Source organism: Polaromonas sp. P4_F6, from assembly GCF_056401275.1.
This window is the reverse complement of sequence record NZ_JBFUJQ010000002.1, coordinates 361283-377224: the sequence shown is the minus strand read 5'-3', so window position 1 is coordinate 377224 and position 15942 is coordinate 361283. Positions and strand designations below refer to the sequence as shown.

General features: G+C 62.0%; 9 protein-coding genes. 3 read left to right on the top strand and 6 right to left on the bottom strand.

Annotated elements, in window-relative coordinates; all coding sequences use genetic code 11:
- Positions 1-3 precede the first annotated feature (3 nt).
- From AC1DUN_RS07665 to AC1DUN_RS07655, 3 genes are all read left to right on the top strand, one after another.
- Entirely contained in the window at positions 4-7299 is a 7296-nt protein-coding gene (locus AC1DUN_RS07665; protein ID WP_477713435.1) for a calcium-binding protein, read from the top strand.
- A 138-nt stretch (positions 7300-7437) separates the two neighbouring features.
- Positions 7438-8526, top strand: coding sequence for a PA0069 family radical SAM protein (locus tag AC1DUN_RS07660; RefSeq protein ID WP_477713434.1), 1089 nt, complete (start codon positions 7438-7440; stop codon positions 8524-8526).
- 61 nt (positions 8527-8587) lie between these two features.
- Entirely contained in the window at positions 8588-9019 is a 432-nt protein-coding gene (locus AC1DUN_RS07655; RefSeq protein WP_477713433.1) for a GNAT family N-acetyltransferase, read from the top strand.
- A gap of 13 nt (positions 9020-9032) precedes the next feature.
- Here AC1DUN_RS07655 and AC1DUN_RS07650 read toward each other — a convergent pair whose 3' ends face one another.
- From AC1DUN_RS07650 to AC1DUN_RS07625, 6 genes are all read right to left on the bottom strand, one after another.
- Positions 9033-9701 (bottom strand): amino acid ABC transporter permease, encoded by a 669-nt coding sequence (locus AC1DUN_RS07650; RefSeq protein ID WP_477713432.1) that lies wholly within the window; start codon positions 9699-9701, stop codon positions 9033-9035.
- Positions 9702-9794: 93 nt separating this feature from the next.
- Positions 9795-10577, bottom strand: coding sequence for a transporter substrate-binding domain-containing protein (locus tag AC1DUN_RS07645; protein ID WP_477713431.1), 783 nt, complete (start codon positions 10575-10577; stop codon positions 9795-9797).
- Positions 10578-10707: 130 nt separating this feature from the next.
- Positions 10708-12387 (bottom strand): phosphoethanolamine transferase, encoded by a 1680-nt coding sequence (locus AC1DUN_RS07640; RefSeq protein ID WP_477713430.1) that lies wholly within the window; start codon positions 12385-12387, stop codon positions 10708-10710.
- Between the two features lie 37 nt (positions 12388-12424).
- Positions 12425-13297 carry an S-formylglutathione hydrolase gene (gene fghA, locus AC1DUN_RS07635; RefSeq protein ID WP_477713429.1) on the bottom strand — a complete coding sequence of 291 codons (873 nt, stop codon included), beginning with the start codon at positions 13295-13297 and terminating at the stop codon, positions 12425-12427.
- Positions 13298-13407: 110 nt separating this feature from the next.
- The gene (locus AC1DUN_RS07630; RefSeq protein WP_477695463.1) at positions 13408-14514 is read right to left on the bottom strand and encodes an S-(hydroxymethyl)glutathione dehydrogenase/class III alcohol dehydrogenase; all 1107 of its coding nucleotides are present in this window, start codon (positions 14512-14514) and stop codon (positions 13408-13410) included.
- 200 nt (positions 14515-14714) lie between these two features.
- Positions 14715-15938: a glycerophosphodiester phosphodiesterase gene (locus AC1DUN_RS07625; protein ID WP_477713428.1), complete on the bottom strand. Its 1224-nt coding sequence runs from the start codon at positions 15936-15938 to the stop codon at positions 14715-14717.
- Positions 15939-15942: the final 4 nt, after the last annotated feature.

The window sequence follows — 15942 nt, the reverse complement described above, 5'->3', positions numbered from 1 at the left end:
AGCATGGAAAAAGTCCTCAGTACATTAAACGGCGGAACATATACCGAATCGCAAATCGCCGAGGCTATGACAGTTCTCCAGGCGTCGCGTGGTGTAGTTTCCGGCCAAGTAATAAAAGTTGCATTCCTTACTGCCGCACCGGACTATCACACCTCCTCCCTTGAGGCTTATTGGGCGGCTTACTTTCCCCAGATCAGCACTGAAGAAAGTCCCGTGCTCGCCGGGTGGACCAAACTCATCACCGATCAATTCAACGAGGCAAAGCGCTCGCTAGCTGGTTTCCAGGAAATTCCCGAAACGCTCCGTCAGGCCATTTTTGAAAAAGGTATTGCGACATGGAATGGCATGGCTAACGTGACGTTTGTTCTTGTGACCGACACCGCCGAAGCCGATGTGCGTATTGGACTTAGCTCCAATTACAACATCAACTTCGCCCCAGGCGCCCATGACGGCAGCCCCAAACTTGGGGATGTCTATTTGAACACCGGCATGGCTGATACCGGCCTGCTGGGTGACCGGGCAATACTGGCGTTATTCCATGAGTTTGGTCATGTGCTTGGGTTATTTCATCCAACCGCAAAACATCAAGGGCGCTTGGGAAACGAAGAGTACGACCTGCTGAAATATTCGGTCATGTCCCTCCAGCCGGTTCTTCCTGCCGGTTTTCGCCCGGCCACGCCTATGTTGTTCGATGCTTTGGGTCTTCAGGCGATGGGTCTACTTAAAACGGATCTCAATAGTGGAAATAAAACCGAGCATTTGTTCAACCAAACCGTAACGGGGAAACTCATCATAGACAGCGGTGGGTCCGATGACGTCATTGACGCCTCTGCTACCAACACCGCTAACGAAATTGATTTGCGTGCAACGGACTTCTCAACCGGAAAAGCATATTTCAGTTCCATTGGAATGAGTAGTACGGCAATCCACAACGTCTCGATCTACAAGGGTAGCGAAATAGAAAATGCCAAGGGAGGCACTGCTAGCGATCTGATTATCGGCAATAGCCTTGACAACAAACTGGATGGCGGTGCTGGCAATGACACGTTAAAAGGTGGCGCTGGGGTAGATGTCTACCAATTCAATGGGAATTTCGGAAAAGACACGGTTGAAGAAGACGCAACCGGTGAAGGCCGCATTGAAATTAATGAAACGGCTATAGCTGCCAGCGGCGACATGATAGGCAAGTCGGTAGCCACAAGTGGCAAGGCGCAAGTTTGGGGCGCCAAGATCGCCGGTCAGTATTACACCTATACCTATGACGCAAGCAGCCAGCAATTCGTCGTTGCCAAGAAGGGTGACAAAGCTAACACCATTACCATCAAAAATTTCGATATTGAAAAGGCCAAAACCACCGGCTATATGGGCATCAAGCTTGAAACAACAGCTAAGGCGGTGCTCAAATCCGGCCTGAGTGTTAACCCGTTTCAGGACTACGATTTTGATGAAACCACAGTCGCTGGTGCCGACACTATCAACGAAGGGGGCGGAAGAGCGTTCACCGTTTACCTCAATACTCCAGCCAAATCCGGTGAAACAATCACCTTGGCACTGAGCAATCTTGCCGATAAGTTTCAAGCGATTCTGGGAGACACCACGGTCGACGCGGATGGTGCGGTTATTACTCTTGCCGAAGGTCAGACTCAAGTCAGCTTCACTCTGGTACAGGAAGGCGAGGTCACAAGCGATGGTGCAAGTGGCCTGAGTGTGACTTACCAAGGCGACGAGCAGAACGTTACGTCCAACACCTGGAACATCAACCTCAAGGATGCCGGCGAAGTTGTCAGCACCTTCCTCGGCGACCAGCGCGGCCAAACCGCCATCGACACGGTAACCGGCGCCCAGTATTACGACTGGGCCAGCACCAGTTGGACATCCGAAGGCGTGCTCACGGGCGGTGTAGTTGACGCCGGCTACAAAGACGTGATCACCGGAAGCAGCGGCAACGACAAGATCGACGGCAAGGGCGGCAATGATCTTCTGTATGGCGGCGACGGAAACGACGAGATTGAGGGGGGTGACGGTGACGACCTGATAGGCGGAGGCAAGGGCAGCGACACCATCAAAGGCGGCGCGGGCAACGACACCATCCTGAGCGCCACCAACGTGGCAGTTCCTCAGCGTGTAGGCCCTACTGATAATTGGGAACCGACACTGGCCATTCATGGCGGGAGCATCGAGATGGACGATGCATCCGATGTGATCGATGCCGGGGATGGCAACGACATCGTCTATGCCGGCCGCGGCAACGACCGTATCGAAGGCGGTGCAGGCAACGACGAGCTCTGGGGCCTCGCGGGCGATGACATCATTGAAGGCGGCGCGGGCGACGACGAGTTGTTGGGGGATGGGATCAATGTGCCGGATGGCTATGGTTATACCCCTGGCGAGAGCCACGGCAGCGACTTTCTGGACGGCGGCGAAGGCAGCGACAGGCTTTTGGGTTATGGCAAAGACGACTCGCTGTTCGGCGGCGCAGGCAATGACTTGCTGTGGGGCGACGCGTCCGGCTCTGCCCTCGCCGGTGAATACCACGGCAGTGACTATCTTGATGGGGAAGATGGCGACGACACGCTGACGGGCAACGGCAAGGGCGACACCCTGTATGGCGGGAGCGGCAACGATCTCCTGTTCGGAGATGCCGACGAGTCGGACCTGGCTGCGCAGTACCACGGCGACGATTACCTCGACGGCGAAGACGGCAACGACGTCCTCTTTGGCGATGGCGGCAACGACACCTTGTATGGTGGGGAAGGAAACGACGAGCTGCAGGGCGATGCCTTGGTAGCCGCGCTTGCCGGCCAATACCACGGCAACGATTACCTGGATGGGGAAGCCGGCAACGACCTGCTTTTCGGCAACGGCGGAGACGATACGCTGTATGGCGGCGATGGAAACGACGAACTTCAGGGCGACAGCAACGAATCGGCACTGGCCGGCCAATACCATGGGGACGACTACCTCGACGGGGAAGACGGCAACGATGTGCTTTTTGGCCAGGGCGGCAACGACACGCTGTATGGCGGCGCGGGCCGGGACACGCTCCACGGTGACGCGTATGAGTCTTCGCTGGCCGGCCAATACCACGGCGACGACTATCTGAACGGAGGGGCCGGCAACGACCTGATCATCGGCGACGGTGGTAACGACACCTTGTACGGCGGTGACGGCGACGACGAGATGCAAGGCGATGCCTCGGAGGCCAGCCTGGCCGGGCAATACCATGGCGACGACTACCTGAACGGGGAAGCCGGCAACGACACGCTGTACGGCCTGGGCGGCGACGACACGCTCTACGGCGGCGACGGCAACGACATCATGCTGGGCGACAGCGTGGAAGCCGATCTGTCAGCCGAATATCACGGCAACGATTACCTTGATGGCGGAGCTGGCGACGATGTCATGGCCGGCAACGGCGGAGACGACACGCTGCTGGGCGGCGATGGCAACGACGTGCTCTGGGGCGATACCGACGAAGGCACGCCCGGCCTGGACGGTGACGACATGCTTGACGGTGGGGCGGGTATGGACACACTGCACGGCGGCGGAGGCGATGACACCCTGGTGGTGGGCACGGGCGACACGGCTTTCGGTGGCTCAGGCGATGACGTTTACGAGGTCAGCGGCAATGCTTTGCTGATCGACGAGTCGGGCCAAAACCACTACACCATCGATGCGGCCCAGGCCACTTCGGTCTCACTCTTTGATGTTTCGCGCGGAGGCGGTACGCTGGAAATCGTCAATGCCGGCGGCGCAGGCAATGCCCCAGTCTTGACCTTTCTTTCGAACGGCAACCAGGTTTTGACCATTGGAGGCTTGCAAGTCAGAGGCACCGGCTGGGCCGATGGCTCCCTCGCGTCTGTCACCGTCGACGGGCAGACCTACACTGCCGCAGACTTGCTGCGGCACAGCCCGACGAGCCGGACCGTGAATGTGACCGGCAGCAACCAGAATATCGTCACCGGCCTAGGTGCCGACGACATCACGGTGCATGAAGGCGGCAATACTGTTTCCGCAGGCGGCGATAACGACCGCATCCAGCTCGACTCGGCCGGAAACACCCTGGAATTTCAATCCGGCGACGGCCGGGACCTTGTGCAGTTGGGCGCCGGTGTCCTGGCGGCCGCCTCGGCGGTGACCATCGCCCTGGGCGAACAGGCCAACCTGGCCAGCCTGCGCATCGGCCTGGTGCAGCGCAACTCCAGGGCGGTGGTGCTGTACCTCGACTCGACCGGCGCCGACAGCATCACGCTGGAGCCCGATTCCGGCGATGGCGATGTGGAGCAGTTCCTGGCCAACATCGTGGTCACGGCCGGGGGCCAGACCACCACACTGGCGGGCCTGCTGGCGGCGGGCCAGGAAGCCCAGGGGGACGCGGGCGACAACTACCTCCTGGCTTTTAACAAACCCAGCGTTCTGTCGGGCGCGGCGGGCAACGACGTGCTGGTGGGCAGCGCGTTCAACGACACACTCGACGGCGGCACCGGCGACGACACGATGGTGGGCGGCACCGGTGACGATACCTATGTTTGGGGAAGGGGGAGCGGCAACGACACCGTGACCGAAGAAGGTGGATTCGACACCTTGCTGCTGGGCAATTTGCTGGCCACCGATATCCGGGTTCGAGGCGATGGCGGCGTCGGCTTTGTGATTCAGGTGATTGATACCGGTGAGCAGCTTAGGCTCACCAGCAGCTCTCTTGGTTTGCACAGCGTGGTTGAAAAGCTGGTCTTTGCGGACGGGGCCGAGTGGGACCTGTCGGCCCTCCGGCTCAAATCGATGGAAGGGACCCCCGACGGTGACATTCTCTGGGGCTTTGATACCGACGATACGCTGGACGGCGGTGATGGCAACGACAGCCTGAACGGCGGCGGAGGAAATGACCTGCTCAAAGGTGGCAACGGCAACGACAGCCTGAGCGGCGGCGACGGTGATGATCGTCTTATAGGTGGTGCCGGCAACGACAACCTGGATGGGGGCTCAGGCAGCGACACCTTTGTCTGGGGGCGCGGAGACGGCGACGACCACATCTATGATTTTGGTGGGGGCGCCAATGACACGCTGGAACTCCAGGGCCTCAACGCCTCGGACCTGACCATGGTCCGGCACAACGGCGGCAACGCGTTTCTGAGGATCAACGACACGGGCGAGACGCTGGACATCGCGCAGAACTTTTTGGAGGGCGGGCTTTTATATAGCATTGAGTGGTTCCGGTTTGCGGATGGGACCAGCTGGAACCTCCAGGACCAGGCGCTTCACATGGAACTGAGGGAAAGGTATTCCTTCGAGTCGGTTTTGATGGGATGGTCGCTGTTTGACCACATCGTCGGCGGCGCGTACGAAAACTACCTCTACGGCTTCGACGGGGACGACATCCTCGACGGCGGGGGCGGCAACGACCAGCTGTATGGCGGCGCCGGCAATGACACATACGTCTGGTATGCAGGTTCAGGTGATGACGTCATCCGTGATACTTCTGGAGACCCCGGTGATATCGGCGGCGGTTTTGACACCGTCAAGCTGACCGGGCTGGACCCGGCCGATATCGTGCTGAGCTACGAGCCCGGGAACCTGGACCTGATCATCCAGATTATTTCCACCGGCGAGACATTGACGGTGCAACAAGGCCTCAACCCCGAGGCCGCGAGCTATTTCCTGGAGCGCATTGTTTTCGACAACGGCGTGGTCTGGAACGCGGGCGACATACTCGCGCTGGCTGACGCGAGCCGCCTCAACCATGCCCCCGAGGCGGTGTATCCCCTGGATGACCTGGAAATCGAGGCACAAGGGAACGTCGGCCTCGATATTCCCTCGGACCTGTTCTCTGACGAGGACGGCAACCCGTTGATGTACAGCTTCAGCCTTGCCAACGGCGACCCCTTGCCCGCCTGGCTCAACTTCAACGTCGACACATTCAGGCTTGAGGGAACCGCGCCGGCGGGCTTTGCCGGGGCGCTTTCCATTGCCGTCAAGGCAAGGGATGTTTTTGGCCTGTCAGCCTCGTCGAATTTCACGCTCACTGTTGCCGTGTCCGATGTGACCGTTCAAGGCACGGAAGGCAATGACACCCTCTTTGGCACCTCAGGGGCTGATGTGATGGCCGGCGGCGCCGGCAACGACGTGCTGAGCGGCGGCGCGGGCGACGACGTTTACCGGTTCAAGCGCGGCGACGGCTTCGACATCGTCAACGAATACGGAGATGAGGAAGGCAATGTCGACACCATCCGCTTTGGCAGTGGCATTGCCTCGTACGAGGTCTATGTCACCCGTGACTCTTCCCTGAACCTGTTCCTGAACCTGGGCAGCGCAGACCGCATACAGCTCAGCAACTGGTTTGACAACGACGCCCATCAGGTGGAGAGGGTTCTCTTTGCCGACGGCACCGTGTGGACTGCCGACGATCTGGCCGGGATGGCGGTGTTTTCTTCCACCGAAAACAGCGACTATTTGCGTGGAACTGAAGGCGATGATTTCGTGCAGGGTCTGGGCGGAAGCGACTTCCTGGCTGGAGAGGGGGGCGGCGACATTCTGTATGGCGGTGGCGGCAGTGATTTCCTGGAAGGCGGCGCCGGCGGTGACAACCTCCATGATGCCGACGGCGGCAACTATTACAACGGTGGGGCTGGTGATGATGACCTGCGAGGCAGCGCTACGGCCGACTTTCTCCTGGGCGGCACCGACAACGACTTCATCACCAGCGGAGACGGTCCCGACGTGATCGCCTTCAACGTGGGCGATGGCCAGGACACGGTGTATGGAGGGGACGGTAGCCCACAAAGCCAGGACGACACGGTCAGCCTGGGCGGCGCCGGCCTGGACTACGCCAACCTGAGCCTGCAAAAGAACGGTAACGACCTGGTGCTCAAGGTGAGCGACGGCGACATGCTGACTCTTGCCGGCTGGTACGGCGATGTGAGCAACCGGACCGTGCTGAACCTGCAACTGGTGGCCGAAGCGATGAGCGCCTTTGATGCCAACTCCAGTGACCCGCTGCTCAATAAAAAGGTACAGACCTTTGACTTCCAGGGCCTGGTGGGCGCGTTCGACGCGGCGCGCACCGCCACACCGGGGCTGAGCAGCTGGGCGCTGAGCAACGGGCTCACGCAGTTCCACCTGGCGGGCAGCGACAGCGAAGCCCTGGGCGGCGACCTGGCCTACCACTATGGCGCGGACGGCACGCTGGCGGGCATGGGCCTGGGCAAGGCGCAGGAGGTGCTGACGAATGCGCAGTTTGGTGCGCAGGCGCAGGCCGTGCATTCGACTGCGAGCTTGCAGGAGGGGTTGGTCCGCCTCGGCTAAAGACTTGGGAGTGTCTACCCCTGTGGATGGAAGGGGTGGGAGACGGCCGGCTTGATGAAAGCGGTTGGCTTGAATATACTGTACGTAAATACAGCATTCTGGTTGGCTCGTTTTTGCCGGGCCGGGCTGTTTCCACCCATGTCCGACGCCATCATCCCCCTGCACGCCATCAAGGGCCGCGGCACCGCCACGCGCATCGCGCACCGGTTTGAGAAGGACGTGCGCACGGCCTGGGACGATGGCTGGGGCACGCTGGAGGAGGGGGTGGCGGGCGAGGCGCCGCGGCTGGAAACCACGGTCACCCTGGAGGAGGCTCGCAGTGCCATTGTGCGCAACGATTCGCCCGACATCTTTTTTGACTACAGCATCAATCCCTACCGGGGTTGCGAGCATGGCTGTGTGTACTGTTATGCCCGGCCCACGCACAGCTACCTGAATCTTTCGCCGGGCCTGGACTTTGAAACCAAAATCATTGCCAAGCGCAATATCGCCGAGGCCTTGCGCGCTGACCTGGGCAAGCGCAGCTATGTGCCGCGCCTGCTCAACATAGGATCGGGCACCGACTGCTACCAGCCGGCCGAGCGCGAGCTGCGGCTCACGCGCGGCCTGATCGAGGTGATGCGTGATACCTGCCACCCGTTTTCCTTGATCACCAAATCGAGCGGCGTGGAGCGCGACCTGGACCTGATTGCCCCGCTGGCGGCCGACAAGCTGGCCGCCGTGTACATCACCATCACCACGCTGGACGGCGAACTCGCGCGCAAGCTGGAGCCGCGCGCCGCGGCGCCGCACCGCCGCCTGCGCACCCTGCGCACCCTGGCCGAGCACGGCGTTCCTGTGGGTGTGAGCGTGGCGCCGCAGATTCCCTTTGTGAACGAGGACATGGAGCAGGTGCTGGAGGCGGCCTGGGAGGCCGGCGCGCGTTCGGCGTTTTACACGGTAATCCGCCTGCCCTGGGAAGTGGCGCCTCTTTTCAAGGAATGGCTGGAGCTGCACTACCCGCAGCGCGCCGCGCGCATCATGGCGCGCATCCAGGAGATGCGCGGGGGCAAGGACTACGACAGCGATTTCGCCTCGCGCATGAAGGGCTACGGCCTGTGGGCAGACCTGATCAAGCAGCGCTTTGAGAAATGCTGCAATCGCCTGGGTTTTAACCGCCAGCGTGTGGAGCTGGACTTGAGCCGCTTCAGGCCGCCGGGTGCGGCGGGGCAGGGCAGCCTGTTCTGAGGGCCCGGCAGCTTGGGGCCGCGAGGGCTATAGTGCAAGCCCAATATTGAAGGAGTTCATCTTGGCATTCGAATGGAAGCATTCATCGGAGGACGTGGACTGGGACGCGCTCTCGCATCTCTACCGGATTGCGCCTTTGGGCGAGAAGAAAGCGGCGGACCTGAAAGTCGTGTTCTCCAACAGCCTGTTCAAAAGTTTTGTGTACGAGGGCGGCCAACTGATTGGCGCCGGCCGCGCGCTGGCAGACGGCATGGACTGCTCGTATATCTGCGACATCGCGGTGCATCCGGAGCACCAGGGGGTTGGCCTGGGCAAGGAGATCGTTGCCTCGCTGGTCGGCCTCTCAAAGGGGCACAAGAAGATCATCCTCTATGCGGTGGCCGGCAAGGAGCCGTTTTACCGCAAGCTGGGCTTCAGACGCATGCTGACGGCGATGGCGATCTTCAAGAACCAGGAGCAGGCGCTGCAGAGCGGGCTGATCAGCGAGCGCTGAAGCGATCCAGTTTCTAGCGCAAATAACTGCGGTTCAGCCGCACTTCAAGTTTGCTCTGCAGCTTCTCGAAAGAAGCGCTCATGGCCCAGTAGATGCCCGCGGCCGCCAGGTAGAGCGGGAAGGGCTGGAAGGTGGTGGCGATCACTTCCTTGGTGGCCAGCATCAGTTCGCCGACGGCGATCACCGAGACCAGGGAGGTGTCCTTGATCAGGCTGATCAAGCTGTTGGACAGGCTGGGCACGGCCAGCCTCAAGGCCTGCGGGCCTATCACGTAACGCAGGGTTTGCACCTGCGTGAGGCCCAGGCTGCGGGCCGCGTTCCACTGGCCGTGCTCCACGCCGTTGATGGCGCCGCGAATCGTTTCCGACAGGTAGGCGCCTACGTTCAGGCTCAGGCCCAGGATGCCGGCGCTGATGGGGTCGAACTGTATGCCTATGCTGGGCAGGCCGAAGTAGATGACAAAGAGTTGCACCAGCAGCGGCGTGCCGCGCATGCAGCTGACGTACAGCGCCGCGAACTGCGACAGCCCCGGCACCTTGGCCAGCCGCGTGATGGCCACGAAGGTGCCGACGATGGCGCCGAAAAAAATCGATGCCACGGCCAGCAGCAGCGTCCATCCCGCGCCCTTGAGCATCAGCGGCAGGGCGTCGCGCAGCAAAGAGGTCAAGCCAGACAAGTCCATGATGGGGAGTCTCCACAAATAAAAACCCCGGCTGCGCGCCGGGGTGTTTCAGGCGCCGAAGGAAGGCGCGCGGCTGGATTGATGTTACTTCGATTACTTTGCGACAGGCGGCTTGCTCACGTCGCGGTCAAACCACTTGGTGGAGATTTTCGCGAAGCTGCCGTCGGCCTGCAGGTCGGCGAGTGCCTTGTCGAGGGCGGCCTTGAACTTGGGGTTGTTCTTGACGAAGGGGATGCCGGATTTTTCGAGATCGCCCACAGGCGCGCCGGGCTTGAGCGGCAGCTTGGTCTGCTTGACGATGTAGGGGATCAAGAGGCTGTCGTTAAGCGCCGCGTCAATGCGGCCCAGTGCCAGGTCCTGCAAATACTCTTGCGCGCCGGGATAGGTCTTGACGTCTATGCCGCTCACCTTCTTGGCGATGTCGGCGTAGTTGGTGCCCTGGCCCAGGCCCAGCTTTTTGCCCTTGAGGTCGGCCAGCGACTTGAACTCGCGCTTTTCGTCCTTGCGGATGATCAGCTGCGGGGCCGAGATGGTGTAGGGCTCGGAGAAATCAAAAGTCTCCTTGCGTTTGTCGGTGATGCCGACCTGGTTGATCACCACGTCGTACTTGCCGGCTTGCAGGCCGGCCAGGATGGCGCTCCATTCGCTGGTCGAGAACTCGGCCTTCACGCCCAGCTTTTGCGCCAGGGCATTGGCCAGCTCGACTTCAAAGCCGGCGAGCTGGCCGCCTTCCTTGTAATTGAACGGGGGGTAAGTGCCTTCGAGCGCCACCTTGAGCGTGCCGCGCTGCTTGACGGTGTCCAGCAGGTCGGCGGCGCTGGCGCTGAAAGCGAGTGTGAGAAGGAGCGTGGAGGCCAGAGCCTTGCGGATATTCATATTCAGCCCTTGCATAAGAGAGTTGTTATTGAGATGCAGGTTGAATATTAAATCCGTTCGCCATCCTGGTGCATGCTGCCCCAAAAAAGCCCTACGTGGCATCCGGGTGCTCCCGGCCAGGTCTCAAGTCTCAGGGTTTGGTGCAGCGCGCGTAGATGTCGAGCGGGGGCTTGTAGACGCTGGTCTGCACATTCATCAGGCCCAGCACCGAATGAAAGTAGTTGTCGTGGCTGACAGGCGCATCGAGTTGCTGCTTGAGGCAGGCCGTGCTCAGCTTGCTGCGCTGCTCGAAGCCGGGTGACAGCCAGGTGATCCAGGGCACGCGCTTTTGCACATCGGGCGCGATGCCGTAGGGCATGCCGTGCAGGTAGAGGTTGTTCTCGCCCAGCGATTCGCCGTGGTCAGCCAGGTAGAGCAGGGCGGGCGCGCTGCGCGCTTCCTGCGCCTTGAGCCACTGGATGGACGAGGCCAGCAACTGGTCGGTGTAGACGATGCTGTTGTCGTAGGCATTGACGAGGCCTTCCTTGCTGCAGCTTTGCAGCGCGTTGTCGGCGCACTCGGGCAGGAATTTTTTGACGGCCTGCGGCGAGCGTTTGTAATAGGCCGGGCCGTGGCCGCCCATCTGGTGCATCACCACCACCACGCCTTTGGCGCGGCGCTCGGCCGGCAGCGCGGCGATGCGCTCATCAATGCCGCGCAGCATCACCTCGTCAAAACATTCGCCGCTGTCGCACAGGCCGGGCACCTGGAGCTGCACTGTGTTGACGTTGGGCACCCGGTCGCACACGCCCTTGCAGCCCGACTGGTTGTCTATCCAGAGCACGGCTAGGCCCGCGCGCTGCAGCACGTCGAGCAGGCCTTCGTAATTGGCCGGCCGCGAGTCATAGGCCTCGCGCCCGAAGTGGGAGAACATGCAGGGCACGGAGGCGGCCGTGCTGGTGCCGCAGGACCAGGCGTTGCGCTGGCTCACCACGTTCTCTTTGGCCAGCAGCGGGTTGGTGGGGCGGCCGTAACCGTTGAGCGAGAAGTTGCCGCTGCGCGCCGTTTCGCCCAGCACCAGCAGCAACAGGGGCGGCTTGTTTTGCGCGTTGTAGCTGGCGCCCAGTTTGGCGTCTTCACCCAGCGGCAACACCACGGATTCATCGCGCTGGAAAGGCTTGGCCGCGATGGAGCCCAGTGCGTAAAAGGAGTTGAGTGGGTTGATCAGGTAGCGCACATGGGTGTAGTTGCGCATGACCGAGGCAATGCTCTGGAAAAACAGGAACACCACCAGCACCAGCAGCACGGAGGCACCGGCCAGCGTGGCAAAGTTGCCCAGCAGCTGCCGCGCGGCGCTGGCCCGCCTGACTTTTTGCCGCCACAGCAGCACCAGCGGCAGCACCGCCAGTACCAGCACCGTGCCCAGCAATCGCCAGTTCAGCAGGTCGCGGGTTTCCCGTACATCGGTCTGCAGGGTGTTGACCATCATGGTCTTGTCGATGACCACGCCGTAGGCCATCATGAAGTAGGCGCCGAAGGCCGCTGCGAGCAGGAACAGGGTGATGGCCGGCTTGAGCGTCCAGCGCCAGGCCAGCAGGCTGAGCAGGGCCGTGGTGGCCAGCGTGATCACCAGTACCAGCGCGACGCTGATGACGGCGGCCTGACCGCCGCTGAGGCCGGGCAGGCGGGTCAGTTCGCGCCACAGCGCCACGTTGCACACGGTGGCGATCCAGAGGCTGGCCAGCACCACCAGCCACAGCGGTCGCATGCCGCGGCTGTGCTGGTTGGGAGGTGCGAGAGGCTGGGAGGTGGGCGCGGGTTGCAGCGGCATAGCGCTGCATTGTATGGGTCGTGGGCTTATGCGGTCCTTAAGCCTGGGCCGTCAAACCCAGCTGCCGCGCATGGTGGTTCAGGTGTTYGGCCATGAAACTCGCGATGAAGTAGTAGCCGTGGTCGTAGCCCGTGTGGCGGTGCAGCTCCAGCGGTTGGCCGGCCTTGGCGCAGGCGGCTTCAAACAGCTCGGGGTACAGCTGTTCGGCGAGGAATTTGTCGGCCAGGCCCTGGTCTATACGAATGCCGCCAGGGTAGGGCGCCGCGGGCATGAGGCTCATCAAGGCGGTGGCGTCGTGTTCGGCCCAGGTGGCTTCATCGCTGCCAAGATAGCCAGTGAAGGCCTTGCGCCCCCAGGGGCACTGGCTGGGTGCGCAGATGGGCGCAAAGGCCGAGACCGATTTGAACAGGTCCGGATGCCTGAGCGCGAGTGTCAGCGCGCCGTGGCCGCCCATGGAATGGCCGAAGAGGCCTATGCGCTTTGCGTCCAGCGGCAGGGCGCCGGCCAGCAGCGGCAGCAGCTCCGCCGTGATGTAGCTCTCCATGCGGTAGTGCCGCGACCATGGTGCCTGCGTGGTGTCGAGGTAAAAGCCCGCGCCCACGCCAAAGTCCCAGCTCTCGGTCTCGCCGGCAACGCCTGCCCCGCGCGGGCTGGTGTCGGGTGCGACCAGGGCCAGGCCCAGTTCGGCCGCCAGGCGCTGGGCACCCGCTTTGATCATGAAGGTCTCTTCGGTGCAGGTCAGGCCGGCGAGGTAGACCAGGAAAGGCACCTTGTCGCCGGCCAGGGCCTGCGGCGGCAGGAAGACCGAAAAGCGCATGGGCAGGCCGATCTCGCGCGAGCCGTGCTGGTAAAAGCGCTGCAGGCCGCCAAAGCAGCCGTGTTCGCTAAGGAGTTCAGGTTGTGTGGTCATCTTCTTCTTTTCAAGCAGGGGCCGCGGGACTGGCTTTGCCAGACCGCAGGCGCAGCGGCCCCCTCGGGGGGCAGGGAGCTACACGAAGTGAGCGACCGTGGGGGCTTACCTTAATACAGGACCACGCCGCGGATGGACTCGCCGCTTTTCATCAAATCAAAACCCTTGTTGATGTCCTCCAGCGGCATGGTGTGCGTGATCAGGTCGTCGATATTGATCTTGCCTTCCATATACCAGTCGACGATCTTGGGCACGTCGGTGCGGCCGCGCGCGCCGCCGAAGGCCGAGCCTTCCCATTTGCGGCCGGTGACCAGCTGGAAGGGCCGGGTGCTGATCTCGGCGCCGGCTTCGGCCACGCCGATGATGATGCTGCGGCCCCAGCCCTTGTGGGTGCACTCCAGCGCCTGGCGCATGACCTTGGTGTTGCCTATGCATTCAAAGCTGTAGTCGGCGCCGCCGTCGGTCAGTTGCACGATGGCGTCGACGACGTTTTCCGTTTCCTTGGGGTTGATGAAGTGCGTCATGCCGAATTTGCGCGCCATCTCTTGCCGCGCGGGGTTGATGTCGACGCCTATGATCTTGTCGGCGCCCACCATCTTGGCGCCCTGGATCACATTGAGGCCTATGCCGCCCAGGCCGAACACCACGACGTTGGCGCCGGCTTCGACCTTGGCGGTGAAGAGCACCGCGCCTATGCCGGTGGTGACGCCGCAGCCGATGTAGCAGACCTTGTCAAAGGGCGCATCTTCACGGATTTTGGCCAGCGAGATTTCGGGCGCGACCGTGTAGTTGCTGAAAGTGGAGGTGCCCATGTAGTGGAAGATGGGCTTTCCGTCCAGGCTGAAGCGGCTGGTGGCGTCGGGCATCAGGCCCTTGCCCTGGGTGCCGCGTATCAGCTGGCACAAATTGGTCTTGCGCGAGAGGCAGAACTTGCACTGCCGGCATTCGGGCGTATAGAGCGGGATGACGTGGTCGCCTTTTTTGAGGGTCGTCACGCCGGGGCCGACGTCGACCACAATGCCCGCGCCTTCATGGCCCAGGATGGCCGGGAAGATACCTTCGGGGTCGGCGCCCGAGAGCGTGTAGTAGTCGGTGTGGCAGATGCCGGTGGCCTTGATCTCGACGAGCACCTCGCCGAACTTCGGGCCTTGCAGGTCCACGGTTTCAATCGTCAGGGGCTGGCCTGATTTCCAGGCGACGGCGGCTTTGGTTTTCATGGTGAGAGGGCTTGTGTTGGAGGTGGGCGAAGGTGCGTTGCGCTGCGTAAGGCACTATAAGCCAGTCACCCTGGGCCCCGGCTCGCAAGATGTTTCATTTTGAGAAAACCCCGGGAACCCCGGGGTAGTGCGGCCCCAAAGAAAAAGCCGCCTGGTCCCCAAAGGGAGTACAGGCGGCTCGTGTCGTAGGAGGGGCGGGCTTAGCGGCCGGCTTCCTTCAGGTACTGCGTGCGCGCGGCAATCGCGGTGTCGGTGAAGTCGGTGAACACGCCGTCCACACCGGCGCGGTAGAAGGCCAGGTACTCGGCCTTGGGATCGCCCTGGTAGTCGGCGGCCAGGCGGCGGCGCTCATTGCGGAAGGTGAAGGGGTGGACAAACAGGCCCGCCTTGTGCGCATCGGCCACCAGGCTGGTCGCGGGTTGCGAGGTCGAATCGGCATCGTTGAGCTTGCCGTCGCCATTGATGTCGACCTGCTTGCCGTCGGCGCCTATGGTGCCCTTGGTGCTGATGATGTAGCGCTTCCAGGGGCCTATGCCGTCGGCGTAGGTCTTGATCTCGGCCAGGCCCGCGGGCGTGACCATGGCGTCGAAGAAGCGCTTGTCGCCGGCCAGGGTCCAGTCATAGGGGCGGTCGCTGGGCAGGGCAAAGGTCACGTTGCCGGTCTTGGGGTCTATGCCGTCGCCGTCTATGAGCTGGATCAGGCGCGTGTTCAGGCCCTTGCTCTTCATGTACTTGAGGCTGCCCGGTTCAAAGGACTGCACGTAGATGGGCGCGGTCTTGCTGTTCCAGCCGGCGGCGTTGATGATGGCGATCAGCTTGTCTTCCATCGGCAGGCCGCGCTCGCGGAAGTAGGTCGGGTTCTTGGTTTCAGGGTAGATCGCGATGGTGCGGCCGGTCTTGGCGGATTGGGCCTTGGCCAGGTCCACGACTTCCTGGAAGGTCGGCACCTTGTACTGGCCGTTGAACTGCTGCGGGCGCTCGGCATCGGTCGAGATGGCGCCCAGGGTGCGAATTTCGGCCAGCGTGAAGTCGTCGCTGAACCAGCCGGTCTGGGTCTCGCCGTCGACCTTGATGGTTTTCTTGCGCGAAGCGAATTCGGGGTGCTTGGCCACGTCGGTGCTGATGGCCAGGTTGGGGTCGTGGCGCATCATCAGCACGCCGTCCTTGGTCACGATCAGGTCCATCTCGATCACGTCGGCGCCGAGCTCGATGGCGCGCACATAGGCTTCCAGCGTTTCTTCAGGGATGTAGCCTGAAGCGCCGCGGTGGGCGATGACCAGCGGTGCCTTGCCGTCGAGGGTGGAGAGGCCGGCTTGCGAGGGCGTGCCCGAAGAGGAGCAGGCGGCCAGCAGCACGCTGCTGCAGACGAGGGCGAGCAAGCTGCCTTGCTTGAAGCTGAAGGCCTTGCGGGTCGAGACGGTCATTTTA

What these genes read in the sequence shown, in the direction of transcription:
- AC1DUN_RS07630 (WP_477695463.1), bottom strand. Translation starts at nt 14,514, where the DNA reads ATGAAAACCAAAGCCGCCGTCGCCTGGAAATCAGGCCAGCCCCTGACG.
- AC1DUN_RS07640 (WP_477713430.1), bottom strand. Translation starts at nt 12,387, where the DNA reads ATGCCGCTGCAACCCGCGCCCACCTCCCAGCCTCTCGCACCTCCCAAC.
- AC1DUN_RS07660 (WP_477713434.1), top strand. Translation starts at nt 7,438, where the DNA reads ATGTCCGACGCCATCATCCCCCTGCACGCCATCAAGGGCCGCGGCACC.
- AC1DUN_RS07625 (WP_477713428.1), bottom strand. Translation starts at nt 15,938, where the DNA reads ATGACCGTCTCGACCCGCAAGGCCTTCAGCTTCAAGCAAGGCAGCTTG.
- AC1DUN_RS07650 (WP_477713432.1), bottom strand. Translation starts at nt 9,701, where the DNA reads ATGGACTTGTCTGGCTTGACCTCTTTGCTGCGCGACGCCCTGCCGCTG.
- AC1DUN_RS07665 (WP_477713435.1), top strand. Translation starts at nt 4, where the DNA reads ATGGAAAAAGTCCTCAGTACATTAAACGGCGGAACATATACCGAATCG.
- AC1DUN_RS07645 (WP_477713431.1), bottom strand. Translation starts at nt 10,577, where the DNA reads ATGAATATCCGCAAGGCTCTGGCCTCCACGCTCCTTCTCACACTCGCT.